The sequence below is a fragment of the Paraclostridium sp. MRS3W1 genome, assembly GCF_032465715.1.
GTDB classification, from domain to species: Bacteria; Bacillota; Clostridia; order Peptostreptococcales; family Peptostreptococcaceae; genus Paraclostridium; species Paraclostridium dentum.
In genome coordinates this window covers 1-23,640 of record NZ_JAWDJM010000024.1, presented here as the reverse complement: position 1 = coordinate 23,640, position 23,640 = coordinate 1, and the positions used below count along the sequence as shown (strand labels likewise).

Genomic DNA, 23,640 nt, shown 5'->3' with positions numbered 1-23,640 from the left:
ATATGAAAATTGCAATCTTTACATTAGGAAGTCGTGGTGATGTACAACCTTATGTAGCCCTTGGAGTTGAAGCCTTAAAATATAATCATGAAGTAGTAATTTGTACTGGTGAAAGTTTTAAGTCATTTATTGAAGATAATAACATAGAATTTGCTAAAGCTGACTTAGACTTAATGGCACTACTACAAACAAAAGAAGGTCAAGATATATTTAACAATGGAAAAAAACATATACTAAAATCTTTGAAATACGCTAAAGAAAAAGTAAACCCATCATATAGAAAAACTATGGATCAATTCTATAAGTGTGCTAAAGATGCAGACATAATAATATATCATCCTAAGTCTTTTGCTGCACAGGATATAGCTCTAAAGCTAAATATTCCTTGTATATGTATTTCACCCGTACCTTTTATATATCCTATAGAAGAATTTCCTAATTTAGTAGTATCCTCACAAAGTAATTTAGGCAAAAAAATAAATAAGTTAACTTATATTCCTTTTAAATACGCTGATGCTTCTAATATAAAAGAAATAAATGATTTTAGAGAAAAAATGTTAAATATGCCTAAGCGTAAAAGCGGAATCTACGCTTATAATATTGATAAGAAACCTATTCCAATTGTTTACCCTGTAAGTAAATATTTATTTGAGGATGTAAAAACTTGGGGTAACAAAGTGTATTTGCCTGGATTTGTTTTCTTAGAAAATAAAGAAGAAAAACTAGATGAGAAAATTGAAGAATTTATATCAAAAGGTAGTAATCCAATAGTAATCTCATTTAGCAGTATGCCTCTAAAAAATCCAGATAAATTTAAAGATATTCTGCTTAAAGCTTTAGATAAAACTAATAATAGAGCCATTATCTTAACTGGAATTAGTGGAATGAGTTTTAAAGACGAAGAAAATATATTGGCTGTACCCTATGCCCCACACAACTTGCTATTCCCACTATCAAAAGGAATAATGCATCATGGTGGAGTTGGAACTATGGCTAGTGCATTGAAGTCTGGTAAACCACAATTAATAATGCCATTTTCTGTAGACCAACCATTTTGGGCCAATAGATTATATGTATTGGGCTATACAAGTAAACCTTTAAATGAAAATACTATTTCTGTAAATTCATTAGCAGAATCTTTCATAGAAATGGATAACCCCAAGTATATATCAAGTTCAATTAATATAAAGAAAAAATTAGATAGTGAAAATGGAAATGAAAACTTAATTAAGCATATAGAAAGTGTTTACTTGAATTATAAAAAGTAACTAATAAACAAAGGCAAGTATACACACATGCTTTATCGTGTGTATTCTTGCCCTTATATTTTTATATAATCTAAGAATCATGTCTGTAAGATATGATTCTATCATTTATCAATTCCTGATTTTATTTACATTAACTTACTTAACTTATTAAGCCACCATTCTCTATCTGATCCAATATATCCATTAGGAGTAACTATCATATAACTTTCATTAACTTCTAATATTTTAGGAACGCCTGTGTATACTATCTCTATATAAAGTTTGAATGGTTTAGCTTTTCGGTTTAACTTATTCTCTAACTCCTCAACATACTCACAAAATCTTTCGCCTCCTATATATTCATATAGTGATAATGCAGTTTTGCCTCCAGCCTGCATATTCCACCATTCAATAAAATTAGGATATGCATTTTTACAACACTCTCTTAACTCAACATATTCAAGTTCTTTGAAATTACTTATATCATAAATTTCTTCTATAAAATTATACATTGTATCTTCACCTATATTTACAGCTTGATTACTAACAATATCATTGAACCAATTACTCCATTGAGTTTTCAATTTGGAATGGTCACATTCCTTGTAATTATTAATAACTATATTAGCTGGCCAACGCACATTATCTTCATCAAAAACTTCATCATCTATTAAATTATACATACAACCTGTAAACACAGCAAAATTTAATAGATCTTCATTAAAAGTTATAATTGACCATGATTCACTATTTTCTAAATACATACTATAAAATCTCCTCGATATTCATACCTTATTTTTATTGCTATAAATATGATATCATCTATTGTCAAATATTGTATATTTTATTTAAATGTCTTCTTAAAGCCTATAATCTTCTTATCTAATAACTATAAAGTCTTCTTAAATTCAATGTATTTCTCCTACTATATTTCTAACTTGAGCTTCACTTATATCATACTTTCTAGCTAACACTCTATAATCTCCATTAAACTTCTCCCTAATAACTCTATTTCTAATTGGTCTAGTCAAAGAAGCTTCTTTAGGTATATATAAAGAACTTCCTCCTAATAATTCAACTAACTTCTTAAAAGCATCTATCCCTATATATTCAGCAATATCCTTATGTGTTTTTGGTATATCCTCTAAAGTCAATTCTTCTAACATTAAATACACCTCCATAAATCTAAACTTATATTTAACCCTATACATATATTATACAGTTCTTTATCCATAACCTTTATACTCATATCAGGTTTATTTTATATCCAGATTAATTTACAAAAGAACAAGGCAAGTATGCGTTCTTTGCATTCTTGCCTTGTTCCTTACTTTTTATATAAATCTAAAGATATCATGTCTATAAGAGATGATATCTAACATTACTATTTAATCTCACCGTTTAAGTAAGCTTCTCTACACTTATCAAATGCACTTTTTCTTCCTGGTTTTTTTCTTACATTAGGAGCTTCTTCATTATTTTCTGGAATAAACCCAAATTCTCTTACTAAAGCTTCTTCTCTAACTATCCAAGTTTTGCCTAACTTCTTAACGTCTTCTCCATCAACAAATCTACTTCCAACATTATGTCTTAATGTAGATTGGTCTATATTATACATACTAGCTACATCTGCAAATGTATATAAACCTTCAAATGAACTCATACTATCACTCCTTATTATTTGTTATATAAGGATTATTAACTCTTATCGTGATTTATATACTATCCACAATTATGTAAAAAGCTTATTATATCATAATTACTTAGGTTAAAAAAATGAAACTTGTTCTGAGCTATTTTGTATAATTAAGTTTAAAACTAAATTAACTCCATTTAATGTCCATTTAATATGTCCACTTTCAAATCTCACTATTTTATCTATATCTTTATCATATTTTTTAGTTATATCCCATACTCCAGTTCTATGTTTGTATATTAGCCCAAGTTTTTCTAATCTCTCATTTATTTTTTTCGCAGAATCATAATTGTATATCGACAATTCAGGTAACATTTTCGATATATCTTTAGATGTATATAATCTTTCTTTGTTTAAGTCTAAAATTTCTCCATTGCTTAATTCAATTAAATTTTTTATATCCTTAATTATATCTCTCATGAAAACCTCCTCTAATTTTACTCCATACATAAATATTCTTTTTGATTAAATTCAGTTCCATGTTGAATACAATTTTATATTTACATTTTCTTATATGATAAATTCTTCAAATACTTTATTTTTCTACTTAAAACCTCCTGTGCTAATCTTACCTAGATAATAAATTTGGGAGGTACATATATGAAATGGTATTTAGATTTCGGTCATGGAGGTAAAGACTCTGGAGCTGTTGGCTCTAATGGTAAAAAAGAAAGTGATATGGTTTTAAAAATAGGTATGATAGTTAAATCTATTCTTGAAGAAGCTTTTGAAAAAATAGTTACTACTCGTGAAGAAGATAAGTTTTATTCTTTATCTTATCGTACTAATAAAGCTAATAATGAAAACTGTGATTACTTTGTAAGTATTCATATGAACTCTTCTGAAAACAAATCTGCAAAAGGAACTGAAACTTGGATATATGATACTAATAATAAAATATGTAAATTAGCTACTAATTTATCTTCAAATCTTTCTAATAAACTTAATACTCCAAATCGTGGTGTTAAGGTATCTAAAAAATTCTCAGTTTTAAAACATAGTAAAATGCCTGCTGTAATTATAGAAATTGATTTTATATCAAATAATTCTGTTGAAGCTTCTTGTTCTGATGAAATGTATTTAAGAAATGCAGCTAATACTATAGCTTCTACTTTACTTTCATTTGTAAATAAAAAAATAGAAACTGAAGGTCCTTTTTATAGAGTATGTATAGGTGCATTTAATATTAAAGATAATGCAGTAAAACTCAGAAACGAGGCTATTTCTAAAGGTTTTAAAGATACTTATATAACAACTTAATCTACATAATATTAAAATATTAATATCTCTTTCAAATATTTTCTTCAATTACTTTCTTTGATTGCTTTAATATCCTCCTACTATACTTAAGTTAAATCAAATATTAAAAGGAGGAATCAAAATGGCAGATATGAATTTAGCTCCAAATACTTCAGAAGTTGCTCAAATGTCAGCATTAAGAATTAAATATGACTGTGGTTTAGGTGAAAATGGAAGAACTATAGTTAAAACTAGAAGTTTTTCAAATGTTAATCCTGAAGCAAAAGCTATTGATGTTTACAATGTAGGTGAAATATTAAATGCTCTACAAAAACATGATGTGCTATCTGTAGTAAGAATAGACAATACAGAATTAACGCCAGCAAACTAATTTTTAAAAAAGAAAGGGGATTAAAAAATGAGAAATATAGAAACTAGATTATTAATGGTTTTCTCTACAACTCTTGGAAGAAAAGTAAGCTTATTTGTTTCAGATCCTAGAGAAGATTTAACTGAGGAAGAAATAAAAGCTGCTATGGAACAAATCGTTAAAAAGAACATATTTGCTCCTAGATTTGGTGAAGAGTTAGAAGCTCCATTAGAAGCAAAAGTAGTTCAAACTGCAACTACTGGATATGACTTAGTTATATAGGGTAATTAAAAAGATATAAGTTTTGATTCCAAAGCTGAAAAAATGCTTTAAAGGTCGCTAAAACTTATATCTTTAATAATTTATAAAGTTAAGGGAAGGTTTTATATGGAATTAGATTTAATGGCTTTAGTATCTAATTTGGGTTTTCCTGCTATTGTTACTATGTATTTATTAATTAGAATAGAGGGTAAGCTTGAAAATCTGAGTACTAGTATAAATTCATTAAGTAATAATATATATGAACTAAATAATAAAAAATAAAAGTGTACCTATTTAAATCATTAAGATTTATTAGATACACTTTTTTATTTCTAAACTTGGTTTTTAAAATATAAGAAATCAAAATACAATTTCTAATCTAAAAATTATTTTGTTTGACATAAAGAGTATGCATAGTATTTTACATACTTAAATATCATCTAGAGTATTTACTCTTATACGCTTCACTTGTTATATACTTATCCGTTACATCTCCAAAGAGTCACAGTTTTTAGTTCGATTAACAAAAAACTTTTTTCGCTGTTTTCCCAATTGTTCTTGTGCCTATTGCATCTACCGTTCCTCCTATTACGCCTCCAACTAAAGGTATACATTTACCTAGGTTTATTACACCTGTTTGCCCAAACTTAGTTAATAATCTAAATCCTACTTTCTGATTAATATTTTTTATAACTTCGCCTGGTATCTTCTTTACTAGAGACTTTGCTACGTTCGTGCCTATTTTTATTCCGCTTTGTTTTAAAATATCCGCCGCACTTTGTCCTGTTAATGATACATATACAAGAGTCCTTACTTGGTCATCTTTTAGATCATAGCCTCTCATATTTGCAATAGTCGCAATCATCCTTGTTTGTATATATATTACGGAACTTATATTTGCTGGAACTGACACAGGTAATGTTATTATTCCTCCTAATCCAGTTATAAATCCACTAGTTGCACATTTAGCTTGTTGCCAACTAATAAATTGATCTATAGCATCATCTATAGAACTAGATTTACTAATATACTTATTTGCTAATTCTTCTGCAGTTTCCATCCCTGGCAATCCATTTACTGCTTTTTCATAACTCCAATCCAATACCTGCATTAACTTAAATTCAGTAAGTTTATTTTCCCCCATGTTTCCTCCAATTTATTTCCTATTAACATTTTTTATTCCATTATATTACAATTTATAATCAAGTGCAATTAATCGTAAAACATATAAAAAGGAATGTTCTTCATGTTTTTCAGATAATTCTTTCCTAACTAAATAGCTTATCAAATCTTTTTTTCACCTATGTATTTAGGTATTATTTTCTTTAATTTTTTGTATTAAAAAAAGATGTTAGTATTTCTACCAACATCTCTTTTCATTAGCTTATATATTCATAACTAGAAAAAAATATATCTAATATATAACCTAAATTATAATGTATTTTTATCATTTTAATTAATGCATTTTATCTATTTGCTTCTTCATATATCTTTTCTGCTAAATAATGAATCATATAATTTTGTAAATTATTATTTGTTAATATCTCCTTAACAAGTCTATCATTTCTATTCTTAGTTTTAACTATACCTCTCTTAAAATAACTCTTTCCAAAAGTATTAACCAAATCTTCATAGCTATTTGCTTTAGCTATATCCATAATACTCTTATCATTCTTAAACATTTCCTCATATTGTTCTATTATAATTCTATCTTCCTCTGTAAGACCTACTCCAAAAACATCATTTATCTTTTTTATTATATCCTCTAAATATTCTTCATCCTCATCACTTACACGAGAAGTTGCAGATTCGGATATACCAACTAATTCACCTTCACCTTTATATAAAGATATATCACTACCTTTTTTATCATCTTCACCTAATTTTTGTAACTTATAGTAATCTAGGCTTAATATATCATCTATATCTATTCTTTCTTTACCCTTTTTAGGTAGCTTTCTTAAAAGCGCGACTAAGTAAACTTGTAACCTTAAAAGATTTATATTCTTTATAGGGTAAATCTGAATTAAGAAATTATAAAAAGTAATATATTTTTGACATTTCTTTTTAAACTCATCTGATGATTTTTCGTCTTCTTCATCTAAATAACAGTATCTCTCAACTGCCTTATCAATTAAGCTATTCATCTTAGCATCTTGTGCATTTGTTCTTTTATCCTTGTAAAATAATACTGCAAAATCATTTACTTCTTCATCAGTATATATACCATATTCATGCAACTGATACCAAAGGTCATTTACTACGTTAGGATCTGTAACTTTATCTATATTAGTCATTTCAAAATATGGTTTATATGCTTCTTGTATATCCTCTACACTATTTTGGAAATCCAAGATAAATGTATGTTTATTAACATAAGTTCTATTAAGCCTTGATAAAGTCTGAACAGTTTTTATCCCATCTAATTTCTTATCAACATACATAGCACATAACTTCGGTTGGTCAAAGCCTGTTTGATATTTTTCTGCAACTATAAGTAATCTAAAATCACTTTTTTCAAAAATACTAGGTAAGTTTGAGTCAGTTATATCTGGTGCTACTTGTTTGTTCATACTAACTTCTGTATATTCAATATCATCATCTTTTACAGTACCTGAAAAAGCAACTAATGCTTTCATATTGTACCCTTTTTCCTTTATGTATTGATCTATTGCTAATTTATACTTAACAGCATGTAATCTACTTGCTGTAACTATCATTCCCTTAGCTCTACCTTCTAACCACATAGATCTGTTGTCTACAAAATCATCTACTATAGTTTCAACCTTCTGTCTTATATTATGTTCATTTAAGCTAACAAACTTATTTATAGCCCTTTTAGCTTCTCCCTTATCAAACTCAGGATTATCAGCTATTTTCTTTCCAACCTTGTAGTATACACTTACTGGCATAAAGTTTTTTAATACATCTAATATAAATCCTTCTTCTATAGCTTGTTTCATAGAATATAGATGAAACTCATGGTAAAGTCCATCTTCGCCTATTCTACCAAATACTTGCATAGTCTTATTCTTAGGAGTAGCAGTAAATGCAAAGAAACTTATATGTTCTAAATTAGTTCTTTTTTCTATAAGTTCATTCATCTTGTCTATACTAGATTTTTCATTCTTTTCATTTTCAGCATCAATTGTCTTAGCTTCTTCTAATGTCTTTCCTGCTAAAGTTTCTTTTAATGCATTCATATTCTCTCCAGATGTAGAAGAATGTGCCTCATCTATTATTACTGCATAACGTCTTTTTTCAAGTTGTTCTATCTTAGGTAGTGCATATTGGAACTTTTGTATAGTCGTAATAATAATCTTTGCTCTGTTTACAATAGCATCAGCTAAATCTGATGAATTTTTATCATTATCTATTTTAACAACTAATCCGTTTTTGTGTTCTAGTTGATATATAGCATCTTGAAGTTGCTTATCAAGTACCTTTCTATCAGTAACAACTATTACAGAATCAAATATAGCGTTATTATCTTCATCATGAAGACTTGATAATCTATGAGAAGTCCATGCTATAGTGTTAGTCTTCCCACTACCTGCACTGTGTTGGATAAGATAATTTTTACCTGCTTTATTTACTTCTAAATCAGCTACTATTTTTCTTACTGCATCTAACTGATGAAATCTAGGAAATATAGCTTTTTTATTTTTATTATCGTCTTCTTGGATAAAATAAAATCTCTTTATAATATCAAGTAAACTATCCTTAGTAAGTATCTCTTCCCAAAGATACGAAGTCTTTTCCTTACCTTCTACCACAGGATTTCCCTTACCTCTATGGTTACCTTTGTTAAATGGTAAGAAGAATGTTTTATCTTTTTTTAACTCTGTTGTCATATATACTTCATCAGTATCTACTGCAAAATATACAAGTACTCTTTGATTAAATCCAAACAAAGTTTCTTTTGGATCTCTATCTTCTTTAAATTGTTTTATAGCATTATATACGTTTTGATTAGTAAACTGATTTTTAAGCTCCATTACTATAACAGGAAATCCATTTAAAGATAATACTACATCTAAAGTATTATTGTGTTTTAAACTATATTTCAATTGTCTTGTTATTTTGAATATATTTTGCTTATAGTTTTCAAAAGCTGTTTTGTTAGTAGTCAGATTTGGTTTGTTGTAGAATAATTGGAATTTTCCGTTCATCATTATATCTTCTACACCATTTCTAAGCACACTTATAAGTCCTCTTCTTTTGATGTTTGAGTTAACTAAATCTATAAAAGCTTTTTTGTAATTACTTCCTCTATTATATTTAAACTCATCTAAAAGTTCCTTTTGAGTATTTTCTAAAAATCTAAATAAATCTTCAGTAAATAAACAATTCTCAATGTCAAATTCTCGTGAATTTCCTTGTTCATAACCAATTGAAACTAAGTGATTTTCTATTGATTCTTCAAGGTTTTTTTCCTTTGGTAACATAATCTCCCCTCACTATACTATCTATAAATTTATCTTTCTAAAATATATAATTATTTACGTATTTAGTTATATCTATTGATTCTTTATCTGAATGTACTCTAGCATCTATACATTTTCTTCCTATAAAATGAGGATATAATTTAAAGTCAATTTCTCCGTTCTTTTTCTTTTTAGCTTTTAAATTATAATGCTGTTTCAACTCTTCTCTTGTAAATATCAAAACTTTATCTATGTTTTCACTACATATTATAGTCATATAATCATAATCTTCGTCTAGCTCTTTACTAGAAAAACTTGTCCATAAATACGTATTAATATCTTCACCTTCACTATAATTTTTACTTGTTTTTATCTTTACTTTTTTAACACCTTCTATTGTTTTAAAAGTTATTTGATTTGCTTTAGTTTCTACATTTTCTATTTTATCTAAGTTATTTTCTATAAACTTAGATAATACTTGCATTGTTATATTTTTTCTACTTAATTTCATTTGTGTACTCCCCCTTTAAAATATTCACTTAATCTAGTATCTCTATTTTTCCTGTTACTGCTTCACTTATTAAACTTTGTTTAGCTTCTTTTAATCTATGCAACTGACCATAAATATTTTTTATTATATATTTAATTTTTTTATCATATTCTTCTATATATTCACATATTATTTTTTGTTCTGATAGGATTCCTAATGGGAACTTTAATTCCTTATACTTATCTGCTCCAATATTCTGTATTGTAGCCTGCATAAAAATACTATTCTTCCAATTTTCATATCCCTTAGATTTTGTAAAATTATATAAAAGCTCAGACATAACTATATTATGGTTTGGAGTTGCTTTTATAAGATATCCTGCAAAACATGCTTTACCTTTGTAATTTTTAAATAAAAATGTTTTTCCTACAGTTCCTCCACTTCGTGCAAAAAGTATATCTCCCTCATTTAAATAGTAATCTTTTGCTTTTTCCACTGGCAACGACTTAAATGTTTCATCTTTCAACTCTCCATCATCTTTAAAGTCAGTTATTCTTATATATCTAGGTAGTTCTCTATCGTCAAGTTCTGCACTTTCATTTGCACCATATTTTAGTGCTTCTGATATAACGTGTTTTATTTTCTTAACTTCCCAATCCTTAGGTATTTCACCCAACCATTCAACTCCACTATCTTTCATCTCATCACTACTTCTTTTAACCAACTCATATCCATAACCAGTCTTAACAACTTTAACCTTACCAGTAACAACTTCACTTATAAGGCTTTTTTTAGCTTCTTCTAATTTTTTTATTAGTTCTTCTTTTTTAGATATAATTAAATTAAATTGGTCACTCTTTTCATCAAGGAAATTTGCTATTTTTTCTTGTTCATATTTTTTAGGTGATACTATATACAAATTATTCATATCTCCCAAAGATACTGCTGGTTGAGCTGTCGTTGAAACTATTGTATCTAATATACCATTTCTTTTTATTGTCAAAAGTTGATAATGAATATATTCATTGCTGACTTTATCTAGGTCCACACTTAGTTTCAAACTATTCCCTGATATCACTGCTTTTTTATCTATTTTAGGTAAAATACTAGATAATCCAAACTGTGCACCTATTTTAGCTAAAACTATGTCTCCTTCCTTTACCTCACTTCTTTTTATACTTTCAAAGTGCGCTTTTGTAATAGTCTTTAAATTTTCAGTATTTAGTATTCCTTGTGTTGCAAAGTTGCTTTCTATAACATAAACATCTCCATTGTCAACAAAATGCTCACTTTTTAAATTGCTTCCAAATGGTCCATCAACAAATGCATTGCTTTTCGATGACTTAATATACTTTATTTTACTTACTTTCCAATCCTTAGGAATTTTCCCTATCCACTCAACTCCACTATCCTTCAACTCTTCTTCACTTCTATATCTATATTTCATTATCCTAGCACCTTCCTTATCTCTAGTGCTATCTCACTTTCTAAACTTTCAACTTCTTTCATAATTTCATCAAAACTTCTTAGCTTTTCATATTTATAAAAATATCTAGTAAAAGGTATCTCATATCCTATATTATTTATACTACTTTCATCTATATAAGCATCTTCTACATGAGGTTTAACTTCTTTTTCAAAGTACTCATATACATCTTCTTTAAGAGCTATACTTTCAGTATCTTTTAAGCTACTATCACTTTCTATATTCCCTTTAGAATCCTTACAAACTACTGCATCTTCATTTCTAACTCCTATAGCATTAACTATAGCTTTCACAAGGCTTGCTGAAAGTGCTAAATCAAACTCCTTCGACTTAGATTTTAAATCCTTTATAAACTTATCTCTATCCATATACTCAAATTTGTTATCAAAACTTTCTAGAAGCTTTAATAGTTTTTCTTGTTTTATTCTTCCCTCAGCTTCTTCTTTTTCTTTAATTTCTTCACCTTTTTTCTTGGAAACTGCAAGGTTTATAAATTGAGTAGTACTTTTAACATTTTCAATAGCTTCTTCATTTACTTTAAAACTTAATTTTAAAGGTCTTTCTATTGTTACTTTTCTAAATCCAAAATCTTCTTTATCAAATATTTTACTTTTTTCACTTACTTCAAAACTTGTATATATTTCTTTTATTTCTTTTATTTGATCATTAGTAATTTCTTTTCTCTTGTTTCCTAAGCTTTTTCTCATAGATTGATAATATTCAGTAGCATTTACTAGTTGTATTTTACCTTTTCTTCTATCTTCTTTTCTATTAGTAAGTACCCATATATATGTAGCTATTCCTGTATTATAGAACATATCAGTAGGCAGAGCTATTATACCTTCTAGTAAATCATTTTCTATTATCCATCTTCTAATGTTGGATTCTCCACTTCCTGCATCTCCTGTAAATAACGGAGACCCATTAAATATTATAGCTATTCTGCTACCATCTTCATCATCATACATTTTGCTTATCATATTTTGTAAAAATAATAGAGATCCATCACTTACTCTTGGAGTACCTGCTCCAAATCTTCCATCAAATCCTAAATCAGCTTCTTCTTTTACTTTCTTTTCTTCGTCTTTCCATGTAACACCAAATGGAGGATTTGATATTAAAAATCTTATCTTTTCTCCACTAAATCTATCTTGAGTTAATGTGTTTCCTAATCTTATATTATCTGCATTTTGTCCTTTCATTAGCATATCTGCCTGACATATTGCAAATGATTCATCAAGTAACTCTTGTCCATATAGATTTACTATGGCACTTGAGTTTATTTTTTCTACATAGTCTTCAGCAATTGAAAGCATTCCTCCTGTACCACAGCAAAAGTCTGCTATAGATATTACTTTTCCTTCTTCTGTAAGGAAGTTTTCTTTTCCCATAAATAGCATTTCCATACAAAGTCTTATAACTTCTCTTGGAGTATATTGTTCTCCTGCTGCTGAGTTTTCAGTAAATCTTCTTAGCATTTCTTCGTATATATATCCCATTTTATTATTTGATACAGAATTTATATGTAGGTCTACTTCATACATTTTGCTAAGGACTGCATATAGTTTGTCTTTTTTATCTAGTTGAGCTATTTCATCTTTAAATTTGAATTTACCTATTATTTCTTTTACATTATTTGAAAATCCATTTAGGTATTCTTCAAAGTTTGATTTTATATTTTCACTATCATCTATTAGTTTTTTCCATGTGAAATCACTTACATTGTAGAACTGTAAGTCTATGTTGTGATTTTCTTTTAGATCTACTATCACAAGTTCGTCTTTTTCTTCTTCTGGTAAGAAGTCGTATTCTTGGTGCACTGATTTTACTATTTCTCTATCATAATCATCTAATAGGCAATCGAATCTTCTTATTACTATTAGTGGTAACATTACTCTTCTGTAATCTTCTTCTTTATATGTGCCTCTCAGGCTTTCTGCTATGTTCCACAAAAATGCAACATGGTTAAAATTATTATGTGTATTCACTTTACTGTCTCCTTTTAGTTAAATTTCATATTATGATTATATCATTTTCAAAGTAGAAAAAAACATATCTATTTTCCATCAATACCTCTTTATAGTTTTAATTAAAATGTATTTTTATACAAAAAAATAGTAGACACTAATCTACTATTACAAAAACACGCTCCATTACTTGTGATACAACTCTCCATAACTACTCCCCGTAGCGTACTCTAATCAAATTCTACTATATTTCTACTTATTGAAAAAATCAGTGACTCTAATTGATCGTGTCTAATTTATGTATTTATAGCAACATACTTACAATTTATCACTTGTATAACACAATTTACTTTTATACATCAACCTGAATTAAAATTAACTTTTACTAAAAAATCTCTTTAATAATGACATTTTGCTGTTAGTATTATCATTCCTATTTTTATAAAACTCGTGTGCCTCTGGTAAAAGTTTATTTTTCATCCAATCTAACGTATAGTCTGCTTTCCATTTCACTACATTATCAAATCCTTCCATACTAGGCTTACCATATTTAAATCCCGGTTCCCAGAATACATCTAGCATACTTATACTTTCTCTAGAAGGCTCTACCCTTATTTCAGCCAAGATATCTCCTCTAATTTCACCATGTACATTAGGAGATAAGGTCAAACTATCATCGTTCCAATTATTATTAAAAATATTCCATTCTCCATTGTCATTAAAGTAGTCATGTTCTCTAGCAAAAAATAAGATTTCATTCCACTGCTGTTTACTTATTGTCATCAGACAATATTTATCATCAATTTTTCTAATAGATTCCGCACCAAGCTTCTTATCAATTATTTTTTTGGATTTAAAATACTGCTCTTTTAATTCACAAAATAATTGAAAAATATGATATCCAGTATGTGCATTAATATTAAATCGTATATTTTCTATCTGCATATATAACATTTCTTCATCTACATATCTGTCTACATTATGTTTTCTTTTAAATTCATCTTCTTCAATAAAGTAGTCTTGTAGCAACATCTCTTGATTAAATGTAATATATGCATCAGAAATTTCATGTTTCCTAAATTGTAATAAACAGCTAATCTTTTTTTCATAAGTTAACGGAATAAACGCAGTAAGCTGAATATCTCCATACCCTCGGTTCCACATAGCAATTTCATATGATTCATGATAACAATCACTTTTAAGTAATTCAGTACCTTTTATAATACTAAAATATTTTATTCTTCCTGAATCGAATACCATATTTATGTCATCATAAATTTTTTTGATAAATTCATTTTCCTTTTTGTTACGTTCTATAATTAAATCAGTAATTTTTTTAAAATTATAAATATTATCCTTAAATGAAAATTCCTTATTATTAGCTAATTTAATTTTTTCTGGCTTATTATATCTATGTTCTTCGTCATCTAAAATTAAAATATTTAGACTCTCAATTTGTTTTGATACATTCCATTTATTAAATTTCTCAATAGTATTTTCTATTTTCTTTCTGTCACTTCTTGATGTCACTTGAAAAGCAATTTTCTTGTCGTAGTCAATTAGATCAACTGCAATAAAATTCCCCGATACTTCTGCTGACATAGATACCAAATTTATACCAAATATCTCATTTAGTATTTTACCAAATATCTCTTCACAAATTACGTTAATGTCAGTCAGATTTATCTTGTTATTTTCCTTAATCCCCTGGGCAACTTCATGTAGTCTTCGTTTAATCCTATCAATAGTAATATCTTTATCCTTAATATACTCTATAGTAAATTCTCGCATTATTTACCTCTTATTTATAAGATCTAATAGTAACTTACAATTCTATTAAGTCCATTTTTTTAATTTTGTTTAAATAATTTTAAAGATGAATTATTTCAGTTTTATTTTTCTAGATCGATATATGATTAAGTTTTTATCCTAATTATATTCAACCCGACTATATCATATTTATATTCGGTATGACAATTTTATTTCTTCAGTGGTACTCTTTATTACTATGCTCTAAATATATATTTTATCTTATTATATATTAATTTCTAATTAAGGAAAATAATCTTGTTTAACTAAAAAAATCGTATGAATTATATCAATACGACTTTTTTACCAAAACCCCACGCTCTTACTTGTGATACGTTCTCCGTACCTTACTCTACGGAACACGATTTCATTATATAGATACCATTTGTTCCTTACTATACTCATGTCCTTCTTTATTGCTCCAGGTTGTTGTGACCATAAACTTATCTAGAAACTAGAGTATATAATAATATGCTCTTCAAAACTCTTGCCAGGTTCAAGAAATTCATAAGGTACCTTATCCCTAAATACCATATTTTTACATTCGTCTGGAACTTTAAAATCTGCATTATATGCCTTAGATTTACCTGAGTTCCATATTTTCATCTTGTATTTATCTTTAGAAATTTTCATTATACGAGCTTCAATATTTGCATTCGTAGCTTCTTCTCTTTCTTTTTCCTTATCTTCTAACTCATATTTCTTTAGCTTTTCCTCAAATTCATTTAATCTATGTTGAATTTTACTAGCTTTCCTAGAATCTCGAAAAGAAAATATAGATATTATAATAGCTATTGTAGGAAATCCATACTGAACTAAATCAGCAAAAAACTCTTTAAATTTTAACCATAACTCTGTTATCTCCATGTAACCTACTACTTAAATATTTTCTTAAAACCTTTTTCTATCTCCTTCATTATGTCCTTCTTAAAATCCTCAATGTTAGCTTCAATTATGTAATTATTTTCTTCTAAAAGTCTATCTTTAGTTACTACTTTACCACAATCACTACACTTTAGAGAAATTTTCATCTCTATATTTTTCATTATAAGCCCACCTTTTACTATTTCTCAAACTATTATATTGCTATTTTAAAATTTATACAATTCATTACAATCAAATGCAAAAGGATAGGTTTCCTTGTTCGTTAGGCAACCTATCCTTCATTAAGTATGCTATTACATCATTATTTATTTGTATCTATAAGCTATTTATTTATCTTTCCTTAGTTATTGTGAGCTCTTACTTGCGGATACTCTTCACTATTCTATTAGTGTCTTCTAACTTTTATATATAAGATATAATAATTTTTAATATCATACTTTATATAATTTCCAACTAAATTTTTGTCTAATAGAATACAAACAAGTATAAAATTTTGAACATTATATCCAATATAAAAGCCCCTGGGCCATATAGGTTACCAGGGGACTATCTACCATTATTATACGTTTTGTTTTATTTTTTGTTCCTTCATTTCATATCTTAATTTAAGTTTATTATATCTCGTTGAACATGTCAATGTTTTTATATAGAATTTATACTATTTATATTATATACTCTATGTAAAAATTAATACTATTTATAAGTTCAAAATATCCATCCAATTCGAAGGGAATCCCATTTTATGTGTAATTTCATCTATACTTACTGTATCTAATTGCTTGTCTAATGTATTAATCAATTCCACTAGCATTTCAAAGTAGTGTTCAAATTCTCTTTTATCTAGAATCAATTTGAAACCTATCAAGACACTAAAAAAATCATTTGTTGCTATACTACCTCCAAAATAATTTGTTATATGATTATCTTTTATATTTTTAATAGATTTATAATTATACAACCTTTCACTATGTGCACACACATTCCTAGTTATAGCTAAAAACTCTATGTAATTCTTTAATTTATTCTCCCAAACTGTATATTTTATCCTTTTTGCTACATTAGCTCTATCTGATTGCTTCATATTACTATAAAATTTACTGATATCTCCAAATGATAGGATATTTACAACTACCCAAAGTGGAACGTAACCTTTCTGTTTCATATAGTGCTTAATTGAAGGATTTTTATCAATTTGACTTGCTATTTTTTTATGCATATTAGCAATGCATTCTCCTACATTTTTATAATTCTTACTATTTACTAAATCAAAATTTTCATACATTAAGTAGTTTTTATGTCCATATTGCTTTGAAAAAACATACGACACATTTGTCCTTAACTTATTTTCTATTTTTAACAATACCTCTAAAGTCTCACTTCTTAGCCTTCTATCAAATTCATATAATGCATATATTTCTTCTATCTTAGTTCCACGCTTATATTTTTCTACTGGTATACGCTGTGATAAAAACGGCTCTTTATATCCATTAATGACATCATAATAATTAGATGTAGCTAATATATGCTTTGCCCATCTCTTGTTCTTTATAACAACCCCTCTACTCTGTAGTAATCTAATCTGCACTCTAAAATCTCTAAACTGTTTTTCTGTCACTCCTACTATCCTCTCCCACTAGTATTCTCTAACATATATCCTTACTCAGCTATATATCTATGAATCTATATAGCTGAGTAAGGATATACTCTATACATTTTCATGACTTTATTATACAAAAAATACTAACCTTTTACTAGTTAGTAATACTACTTTACTAATTGAATTCCCTTTCAATTATTTACTTTAACACTATACTAATATTAAGTTTATCAAAATTTTTCTATTGATCTTCCCACTAATATAACTATATTTGTACACTTATATTTTGTTAAATGCCATAATTAATACTATTTTCATATATAAAACTGTGCTCCGTTATTTGTGATACGGTTCGTTATTACTTATTCTAAATAACATATTTATTAAGTATAAGTTTTTATATTTATCTTTATAAAAATATTTATTTTTCTCAAACAGTTTCGCATTATGCTTGTTATAATTATTATGTGAAATATATATCACTTGATCTCCTATTTCTAAGTATCTATAATATTATCTTATAGTGTAGACACCTTTTTTAGCTCATAACTTAAAATTGCTCATCCATAAACCCTATAATTAAGCTTCCTCCCCTTAAACTCCACAACACTTCCTTTACTCATTTCAATCAACCTACTCCCCACAGCTTCATCAATATCCAAAAGTTCTTCAACTTCTCTTTCACAGCTCACTATAACTGGCAAATAATTAAAATATCTAAAATTAACAATCTCAAACATAATATTTATATCACTCTTAGTAATACTTCCCTTAAATAAATCATCTATTAAAAGTACCTTAGCTCTTTTGTATCTACCAATGATCCTTTCATATTCTTCACTATCCATTACATTTTGTTTAATCCTAGTTATAGCTTCTCTATAAGACATATATAAAACTCCAACACAATTATCCATAAGTTTATTTGCAATCGCTAATGATAAATGAGTTTTCCCTGAACCTACTTGTCCTAAAAATATTATTGAGTTATTTCTAGTATCTTTAATTTCATTGAAGCTATTAACATATTTATTAGCTTTTTTATAAGCTTCTACTACTTGAATATCATATGTATAATCGAAGCTTTCAAAAGTCTTTTTCCTAAATTCATCACTTATACCACTTGATTTTAAAATCTCTTCAGCTTCTCTTAATGCTCTACATTCACAAGGAACTGCCACATCCCCTTCAATTATAAAGGTTAAATCTCTACACTTATTACATCTATATTTAGTTTTCTCCCTCAATGAATTCTCTGATTTCTCTAAGTTCTTCTTCTGTTGGTTTTCTATAAATGTTTGAGTCCTCTGAGTTAGCATCTTTTTGATGCTTAGATTTTCCATGTTCATTGATAGGTGCTCCATTTTCATTTCCCCCTTGATTTAATTTTCCAATTTCATATGCTTTTAAATCTTCAAAAGTCTTTATGTTTTTTTCTATCCATTGTTTTATAATTCCGTTAACATACCCTTTATTACATCTTCCATTATCTGTTGCTATTTCTATAGCTCTTTTAAATAATCTAACATCTATAGTTTCACTAATTTCAATTAACCACTCTGCTACAATTCCATTAATAAGTCCTATATTTTGCTCATATAGTTTTGCATATTTAGATACATCTTCTTTTATACACATATCTATACCTACATCTTTATTTATGTATTTTTCTTCTTCTTTTTCTTTTTGTTTTTCTTTTTCTTCCCCATAGTGGTTATCTAAGTTGCTTTCAAGTTTAGTCATGGGTATCGATACTGTATTTAAATAGTTGTCCACTTTTTTGATATGGGTATCGATACTGTATCCATACTTATTACATTCATTTAAAAATAGATTTATTAATAGTTCACTTTTAATTTCTTTTAACTCTTTTTCTACGCACTTTTTAACTTTTGGGCTAACTATCTTATTGTATTTAACCCAGTTATTTATAAATATTTCATTTGAAGATTTATCATAGACTATCTTTTTATAACCTTCAAATCTATCTAAAAGTTTTTCAACTGTTTCTCTGTTGTATCCTGTTTCAGTTTCTATTATTCTTCTTGGAAGTTCATAAACTCCACATTGAGTAGTTTTGCTGTTAGTCATTAGATATAAGTAGAAGTATTTCTCTTCTGGTGTTAAATCTAATACAAAACCATCTTGCCAAAAATCTATGTGTACTTGTCTGAATACTGCCATAATATATCCCCCTGTTTTCTTAGTGAGGTGGGCGTTCGTGATAAATATATTCCTTTCCTTCACTGTAAAGCTCTAAAGGACTCGAGCTTTAACGTTTCGTCAATGAACTTATTTACCACTTCACTAACTCATAAGAAAATTCTCGCCACCCCCGTGCCTTTTTTGGTTGAATACTGATTCATTATTTTTGATTCTTTACTGGATCCTCTAAAGAACTCGAGCTTTAATGTTTCGTCTTTGAATTTATTTGCTACTTCTCTAGCTCGTAAGAAAATTATCGCCACCCCCGTGCCTTTTGTGTTTGATACTGCTTTATTATTTTTTATTCTTACCTTTAACTACTAACGTTCTAATTACTATAGTGCTTGTCCATTTTTCAATATATTTTATTTAGTTTTAAATCTTATATAATTTCATATAAGTATATAGAGGTGATTTATATTGAAACGTGCAACAAATACTTATACTTTATCTAAACGTTTTTCATTATCTTCTATGTTAGCAATCATTGCTTTAATCTTAATTTGCATTGATATATTTGCTGATATTATTATTTTAAGTATTGTAGGCTTATTGACCATTGGATGTATCAGCTTATATGATACGATACATAACTATAAGCTTTATAGTATAATACAGTTCTTTTCTTTATTTAATACAGTAGTGAGTTTTACTATTGCTGCATTAGATATTTTTTATATGCTTTAAGCTTAAACCTTTACAATAAATAAAAGGAGATAACAAAAGTTATCTCCTTTTATTTATTTGATTATTTTTTTATTGAAAACCCCTTCTAATCCGGCCTTCTTAACTCTAGTTTCTATTTCCTTTTTATCTATTGTATAAAAACCTAAATCCTTCATTCTATTAAAGTAAATACTTCCTGCAAAAGTAAATTTTAACCTATCCGCATGTTCTTCTTTTAATTCTTGATTAGCATAAGATATAAAGTCTCCAATTGCAATATTAGTTGGTAATTGAAGTAAATACATACCTATAGCATTTCTAGCTGCATTATGCCCAGCTAAAGATCCAGTACATATAGCTTCTGTATGACCTACAAAGAATCCACTTTTTTCTCCACCTACAAATAAGTTTTCAAGTCCTGTTACTCTCATATAGTTATCTCTTGGAGCAACTGAAAAATATCTTACTGAATTTCCCTTTCCTCCTGAGTATGGATCTACTATTATAGCTCCTTCAAATCCTGGAATTTTTCTTAATTTCTCAAGTGGATAAAATGGTGCCATTAGTTTTGCATGACCTGTATCTATTAGAATTAAATTCTTAGCAAACTCAGGTAGTGAGTACTGTTGACAAACTTTTATATCAAGTTTTTCTGTATTTATAAGTTCTTCTGGTAAAGGTATTACAGCACAACCTTTTTCATTTAAATCTTTTTGAATTTCTTCACTTAAACTTTCTTTTAATAATTTCATAGAACCACTAAAAGCCCCTAACTCCCCTGTGTTTCTTCTTCCATACATATCTTCTATTCCACACTTGCTAGTTATACTAACTCTTCCTCCAAACGAAGGACATCTTAAAACACACATAGCACATCCATTACCATACTTAGTGCAATTTCCCATAGGTCCTGAAGATCCTGTTGTTTCTACAAATGAGTCTCCATTTATAATCTCCCCATCTTCTAAAACAACAGCTTTTATTTTCTTGCCATCTAATTTTACATCTATAACTCTAGAGAAAAATCTTACTTCTATACCCATACTTAATATTTTTTCTCTTACAGGTTTTTCAATTTCTGTTACATTATATATAGTTGAATGTTTATGACCTGGAAAATCCATGTCTTTGTGTGTACTATACTTATCTGTTAATTCAAATAGTTCACTTGCTCCTAAGGCTATAGCTTCTTCTGTTGCAGTATATCTTCCATTGTTTCTCATTATTCCTCCAACATTCCCAAGCCCTAGTAAAAGATCTGTTCTTTCTAAAATAGTAACCTCTGCTCCTGCTTTCCTTGCAGATATTGCAGCTGCACAACCAGCCCATCCGCCGCCTATAACTACTACTTTTGCCACTTTAAATTCCCCCTTAAACCTAAAACAAATTTATTTTAAACTTTTTAGATAATCTCTTCCATTAATTTGAGCTTTACAAGATTTCGTTCTTTTCCCATTAATTACAACCGTACATCCTCCACATATTCCTTCCCCACATACAATTAAATTATTATTTGCTATTGAGAATCTAATATTTTCGTCAACACTATCAACCAGTTTCATGATTTCCTTATTAAAAGAATTAAATCCGCCGCTATATACAAGTTCTACATTATTTCTTCTTATATAGTCTTTAATTAGCTCTTCATCTTCTTTTATATTTATGAAGTGGATATTGACATTTAACTCTTTTATTTTATCTATAACTTCATCTAAAATAGTTCTTCTAGTGTCTACAAATACTTCTACATGATTATTATTTTTTAAGATATACTTAATTATTTTAGGTGCATTTACTTGAGATAACCCACTTAATATTACCGCTACATTACTATTTGTTGTAAGTTTAAACTCCTTAAGTCCCAATACCCCATTTAAGTATGGACCTCTTACCCATACTTTATCAAAACTTAATAACGATTTAGTCTTATGTCCAACCTCTTTAATTATTACTTTTAAAATTTCATTTTCAACATCTATATCCATAACAGATATAGGTACATTGTATCTTGAGTCAATTTGGTCTTTGCATCTTAATAATATATAAGAACCAGGGTTTAATAGTTCTTCTAATAAAATTTTAGGCGTTCTTATCTCTAGTAAATATATATCCTCTTTTAATTCTTTTTTTGTTACAACATCACACAAAACATCTTGCTTTTCATTACAAGCTACATTTCGATTATGTTGCAATTCATTGTATACACAAACCCCCTGCCAAATACAATCACAAGTTTTACTGCCTTGTATTAAACTACATTGAATACAATCTCCTGAATATGCTAAATGACACGGACAATATTTGCTTCCGCAATCAGCACATGGTTGTATGCTTATTCTTTTCAAAAGACCACTTCCTTTGGATGATTTTTTAAATGTCTAATTTTTAACTGCTATAGTATTAATTTATTATCTAATTTTTATTTTGTTACAATTAAATATTTATATAAATTTTTAAAAACTATATATCATAACTACTACTTTGGAATATAATGTATAAAAGGACATGATTACATATTTAAACTTGCTTATAAATAGTTAGGGGGGAGTTTATGAATTCTAATTTTGTTTTTTCTAATGAACATTTAATAATTCTACTTTTTGTAGCTATATTCTTATTCTTATTGCCTAAGCTAACCAAAAACTTACTTCCATACAGCTATTTAGTAGAAAAAATTATATGCCTATCATTTGTATTCATAATTATATTAGAACAAATATGTTTAATTTCTTTAGGAAGTTATAATGTTTTGTACACACTTCCAATAAACATAACAAGCATAACAATATATTTATGTATCGCTATTTTACTTTTTAAAAAGTATCATTTATTTAATGTATTTTTCTCATGGAGTATAGTTTGTTCTATAGGCGACTTAATATTTTTTAAAGATTTATATTTTGAGTTTCCACATATTCTTTATTTCTTTTATATAGCATCTAGATTGTTACTTTTATATTCTTTAGTTTATTTAGTTGGAGTCAGAAAGTTTTATGTAAATTCTAGGTGTATAGTAGATAATATAAAAGCATGTTCTTTATTTTTCTTATTTACTTTTTTATTAAATCACTTCACTAATGCTCGTTATGATTATAGTTTTTCAAATGCTAATTTTTATAGCATATTATTGTTCACATTTATTACATCTTTAATTTATTTGCCTACATTAATTAAAGATAACAATAGTATTGATTTTAAATTTAAACGAAAAAATAAGTTATAAGAGTATTAAATAGTACTCTTATAACTTATTTTTTTATCTAAATTCTTTTTATTTTTTTTAACTATATAAGAA

24 protein-coding genes are annotated in these 23,640 nt (G+C 27.6%); 7 read left to right on the top strand and 17 right to left on the bottom strand.

Going from position 1 to position 23,640, the window contains the following annotated elements; translation table 11 throughout:
• Window positions 1-2 precede the first annotated feature (2 nt).
• The gene (locus RWY47_RS01980; RefSeq protein WP_224170884.1) at window positions 3-1,268 is read left to right on the top strand and encodes a glycosyltransferase; all 1,266 of its coding nucleotides are present in this window, start codon (window positions 3-5) and stop codon (window positions 1,266-1,268) included.
• A gap of 125 nt (window positions 1,269-1,393) precedes the next feature.
• Here the strand turns inward: RWY47_RS01980 and RWY47_RS01975 are convergent, their stop codons facing one another.
• The 4 genes from RWY47_RS01975 to RWY47_RS01960 form a co-directional block, all read right to left on the bottom strand.
• Window positions 1,394-2,011 (bottom strand): hypothetical protein, encoded by a 618-nt coding sequence (locus RWY47_RS01975; protein ID WP_224170883.1) that lies wholly within the window; start codon window positions 2,009-2,011, stop codon window positions 1,394-1,396.
• Between the two features lie 144 nt (window positions 2,012-2,155).
• Window positions 2,156-2,413 carry a Mor transcription activator family protein gene (locus RWY47_RS01970; protein WP_168932104.1) on the bottom strand — a complete coding sequence of 86 codons (258 nt, stop codon included), beginning with the start codon at window positions 2,411-2,413 and terminating at the stop codon, window positions 2,156-2,158.
• A 218-nt stretch (window positions 2,414-2,631) separates the two neighbouring features.
• On the bottom strand, window positions 2,632-2,910 hold the full coding sequence (locus tag RWY47_RS01965; RefSeq protein WP_021428689.1) for a hypothetical protein: 279 nt from the start codon (window positions 2,908-2,910) through the stop codon (window positions 2,632-2,634).
• Window positions 2,911-3,015: 105 nt separating this feature from the next.
• Window positions 3,016-3,363 carry a hypothetical protein gene (locus RWY47_RS01960; protein ID WP_224170882.1) on the bottom strand — a complete coding sequence of 116 codons (348 nt, stop codon included), beginning with the start codon at window positions 3,361-3,363 and terminating at the stop codon, window positions 3,016-3,018.
• A gap of 180 nt (window positions 3,364-3,543) precedes the next feature.
• Between RWY47_RS01960 and RWY47_RS01955 the strand changes: the two genes are divergently transcribed.
• The 4 genes from RWY47_RS01955 (at window position 3,544) to RWY47_RS01940 (ending at window position 5,095) form a co-directional block, all read left to right on the top strand.
• Window positions 3,544-4,203 carry an N-acetylmuramoyl-L-alanine amidase family protein gene (locus RWY47_RS01955; protein ID WP_224170881.1) on the top strand — a complete coding sequence of 220 codons (660 nt, stop codon included), beginning with the start codon at window positions 3,544-3,546 and terminating at the stop codon, window positions 4,201-4,203.
• Window positions 4,204-4,324: 121 nt separating this feature from the next.
• Entirely contained in the window at window positions 4,325-4,573 is a 249-nt protein-coding gene (locus tag RWY47_RS01950; protein WP_021428713.1) for a DUF1659 domain-containing protein, read from the top strand.
• A 27-nt stretch (window positions 4,574-4,600) separates the two neighbouring features.
• Window positions 4,601-4,834, top strand: coding sequence for a DUF2922 domain-containing protein (locus tag RWY47_RS01945; protein WP_224170880.1), 234 nt, complete (start codon window positions 4,601-4,603; stop codon window positions 4,832-4,834).
• A gap of 105 nt (window positions 4,835-4,939) precedes the next feature.
• Window positions 4,940-5,095 (top strand): YvrJ family protein, encoded by a 156-nt coding sequence (locus RWY47_RS01940; protein ID WP_021428807.1) that lies wholly within the window; start codon window positions 4,940-4,942, stop codon window positions 5,093-5,095.
• 238 nt (window positions 5,096-5,333) lie between these two features.
• Here RWY47_RS01940 and RWY47_RS01935 read toward each other — a convergent pair whose 3' ends face one another.
• The 11 genes from RWY47_RS01935 to RWY47_RS01885 form a co-directional block, all read right to left on the bottom strand.
• Window positions 5,334-5,957, bottom strand: coding sequence for an EcsC family protein (locus RWY47_RS01935; RefSeq protein ID WP_224170879.1), 624 nt, complete (start codon window positions 5,955-5,957; stop codon window positions 5,334-5,336).
• A 322-nt stretch (window positions 5,958-6,279) separates the two neighbouring features.
• On the bottom strand, window positions 6,280-9,261 hold the full coding sequence (locus RWY47_RS01930; RefSeq protein WP_224170878.1) for a type I restriction endonuclease subunit R: 2,982 nt from the start codon (window positions 9,259-9,261) through the stop codon (window positions 6,280-6,282).
• Window positions 9,262-9,298: 37 nt separating this feature from the next.
• Entirely contained in the window at window positions 9,299-9,751 is a 453-nt protein-coding gene (locus RWY47_RS01925; protein WP_224170877.1) for a hypothetical protein, read from the bottom strand.
• A 28-nt stretch (window positions 9,752-9,779) separates the two neighbouring features.
• Complete coding sequence (locus RWY47_RS01920; RefSeq protein WP_224170876.1) at window positions 9,780-11,177, bottom strand: restriction endonuclease subunit S; 1,398 nt, start codon at window positions 11,175-11,177, stop codon at window positions 9,780-9,782.
• Window positions 11,177-13,204, bottom strand: coding sequence for a type I restriction-modification system subunit M (locus tag RWY47_RS01915; protein ID WP_224170875.1), 2,028 nt, complete (start codon window positions 13,202-13,204; stop codon window positions 11,177-11,179). Before RWY47_RS01915 ends, RWY47_RS01920 begins: the two co-directional genes overlap by 1 nt.
• Before the next feature lie 354 nt (window positions 13,205-13,558).
• Window positions 13,559-14,974 (bottom strand): SMEK domain-containing protein, encoded by a 1,416-nt coding sequence (locus tag RWY47_RS01910; RefSeq protein ID WP_224170874.1) that lies wholly within the window; start codon window positions 14,972-14,974, stop codon window positions 13,559-13,561.
• 465 nt (window positions 14,975-15,439) lie between these two features.
• A complete protein-coding gene (locus RWY47_RS01905) occupies window positions 15,440-15,859 on the bottom strand; it encodes a hypothetical protein (RefSeq protein ID WP_224170873.1) in 420 nt (139 codons plus the stop codon).
• 8 nt (window positions 15,860-15,867) lie between these two features.
• On the bottom strand, window positions 15,868-16,038 hold the full coding sequence (locus tag RWY47_RS01900; protein ID WP_224170872.1) for a hypothetical protein: 171 nt from the start codon (window positions 16,036-16,038) through the stop codon (window positions 15,868-15,870).
• 536 nt (window positions 16,039-16,574) lie between these two features.
• The gene (locus RWY47_RS01895) at window positions 16,575-17,492 is read right to left on the bottom strand and encodes an Abi family protein (protein WP_316030221.1); all 918 of its coding nucleotides are present in this window, start codon (window positions 17,490-17,492) and stop codon (window positions 16,575-16,577) included.
• Between the two features lie 542 nt (window positions 17,493-18,034).
• A complete protein-coding gene (locus tag RWY47_RS01890) occupies window positions 18,035-18,721 on the bottom strand; it encodes an ATP-binding protein (protein WP_264319135.1) in 687 nt (228 codons plus the stop codon).
• On the bottom strand, window positions 18,705-19,658 hold the full coding sequence (locus tag RWY47_RS01885) for a DnaD domain protein (RefSeq protein ID WP_224170870.1): 954 nt from the start codon (window positions 19,656-19,658) through the stop codon (window positions 18,705-18,707). The genes RWY47_RS01890 and RWY47_RS01885 overlap by 17 nt, the downstream gene beginning before the upstream one ends.
• Before the next feature lie 441 nt (window positions 19,659-20,099).
• Between RWY47_RS01885 and RWY47_RS01880 the strand changes: the two genes are divergently transcribed.
• On the top strand, window positions 20,100-20,366 hold the full coding sequence (locus RWY47_RS01880; RefSeq protein ID WP_316030220.1) for a hypothetical protein: 267 nt from the start codon (window positions 20,100-20,102) through the stop codon (window positions 20,364-20,366).
• A gap of 53 nt (window positions 20,367-20,419) precedes the next feature.
• On the opposite strand, the gene RWY47_RS01875 is transcribed toward RWY47_RS01880, so the two are convergent.
• Together RWY47_RS01875 and RWY47_RS01870 are read right to left on the bottom strand one after the other, a co-directional pair.
• The gene (locus RWY47_RS01875) at window positions 20,420-21,703 is read right to left on the bottom strand and encodes an FAD-dependent oxidoreductase (protein WP_021429833.1); all 1,284 of its coding nucleotides are present in this window, start codon (window positions 21,701-21,703) and stop codon (window positions 20,420-20,422) included.
• A gap of 30 nt (window positions 21,704-21,733) precedes the next feature.
• Window positions 21,734-22,690 (bottom strand): 2Fe-2S iron-sulfur cluster-binding protein, encoded by a 957-nt coding sequence (locus RWY47_RS01870; RefSeq protein WP_021432197.1) that lies wholly within the window; start codon window positions 22,688-22,690, stop codon window positions 21,734-21,736.
• Between the two features lie 206 nt (window positions 22,691-22,896).
• Here RWY47_RS01870 and RWY47_RS01865 point away from each other — a divergent pair, with 206 nt between their 5' ends.
• Window positions 22,897-23,568: a TMEM164 family acyltransferase gene (locus RWY47_RS01865; protein WP_206622124.1), complete on the top strand. Its 672-nt coding sequence runs from the start codon at window positions 22,897-22,899 to the stop codon at window positions 23,566-23,568.
• Window positions 23,569-23,640: the final 72 nt, after the last annotated feature.

What these genes read in the sequence shown, in the direction of transcription:
- RWY47_RS01885 (WP_224170870.1), bottom strand. Translation starts at nt 19,658, where the DNA reads ATGGCAGTATTCAGACAAGTACACATAGATTTTTGGCAAGATGGTTTT.
- RWY47_RS01900 (WP_224170872.1), bottom strand. Translation starts at nt 16,038, where the DNA reads ATGAAAAATATAGAGATGAAAATTTCTCTAAAGTGTAGTGATTGTGGT.
- RWY47_RS01945 (WP_224170880.1), top strand. Translation starts at nt 4,601, where the DNA reads ATGAGAAATATAGAAACTAGATTATTAATGGTTTTCTCTACAACTCTT.
- RWY47_RS01910 (WP_224170874.1), bottom strand. Translation starts at nt 14,974, where the DNA reads ATGCGAGAATTTACTATAGAGTATATTAAGGATAAAGATATTACTATT.
- RWY47_RS01935 (WP_224170879.1), bottom strand. Translation starts at nt 5,957, where the DNA reads ATGGGGGAAAATAAACTTACTGAATTTAAGTTAATGCAGGTATTGGAT.
- RWY47_RS01925 (WP_224170877.1), bottom strand. Translation starts at nt 9,751, where the DNA reads ATGAAATTAAGTAGAAAAAATATAACAATGCAAGTATTATCTAAGTTT.
- RWY47_RS01960 (WP_224170882.1), bottom strand. Translation starts at nt 3,363, where the DNA reads ATGAGAGATATAATTAAGGATATAAAAAATTTAATTGAATTAAGCAAT.
- RWY47_RS01905 (WP_224170873.1), bottom strand. Translation starts at nt 15,859, where the DNA reads ATGGAGATAACAGAGTTATGGTTAAAATTTAAAGAGTTTTTTGCTGAT.
- RWY47_RS01965 (WP_021428689.1), bottom strand. Translation starts at nt 2,910, where the DNA reads ATGAGTTCATTTGAAGGTTTATATACATTTGCAGATGTAGCTAGTATG.
- RWY47_RS01980 (WP_224170884.1), top strand. Translation starts at nt 3, where the DNA reads ATGAAAATTGCAATCTTTACATTAGGAAGTCGTGGTGATGTACAACCT.
- RWY47_RS01940 (WP_021428807.1), top strand. Translation starts at nt 4,940, where the DNA reads ATGGAATTAGATTTAATGGCTTTAGTATCTAATTTGGGTTTTCCTGCT.
- RWY47_RS01970 (WP_168932104.1), bottom strand. Translation starts at nt 2,413, where the DNA reads ATGTTAGAAGAATTGACTTTAGAGGATATACCAAAAACACATAAGGAT.
- RWY47_RS01865 (WP_206622124.1), top strand. Translation starts at nt 22,897, where the DNA reads ATGAATTCTAATTTTGTTTTTTCTAATGAACATTTAATAATTCTACTT.
- RWY47_RS01955 (WP_224170881.1), top strand. Translation starts at nt 3,544, where the DNA reads ATGAAATGGTATTTAGATTTCGGTCATGGAGGTAAAGACTCTGGAGCT.
- RWY47_RS01950 (WP_021428713.1), top strand. Translation starts at nt 4,325, where the DNA reads ATGGCAGATATGAATTTAGCTCCAAATACTTCAGAAGTTGCTCAAATG.
- RWY47_RS01930 (WP_224170878.1), bottom strand. Translation starts at nt 9,261, where the DNA reads ATGTTACCAAAGGAAAAAAACCTTGAAGAATCAATAGAAAATCACTTA.
- RWY47_RS01975 (WP_224170883.1), bottom strand. Translation starts at nt 2,011, where the DNA reads ATGTATTTAGAAAATAGTGAATCATGGTCAATTATAACTTTTAATGAA.
- RWY47_RS01920 (WP_224170876.1), bottom strand. Translation starts at nt 11,177, where the DNA reads ATGAAATATAGATATAGAAGTGAAGAAGAGTTGAAGGATAGTGGAGTT.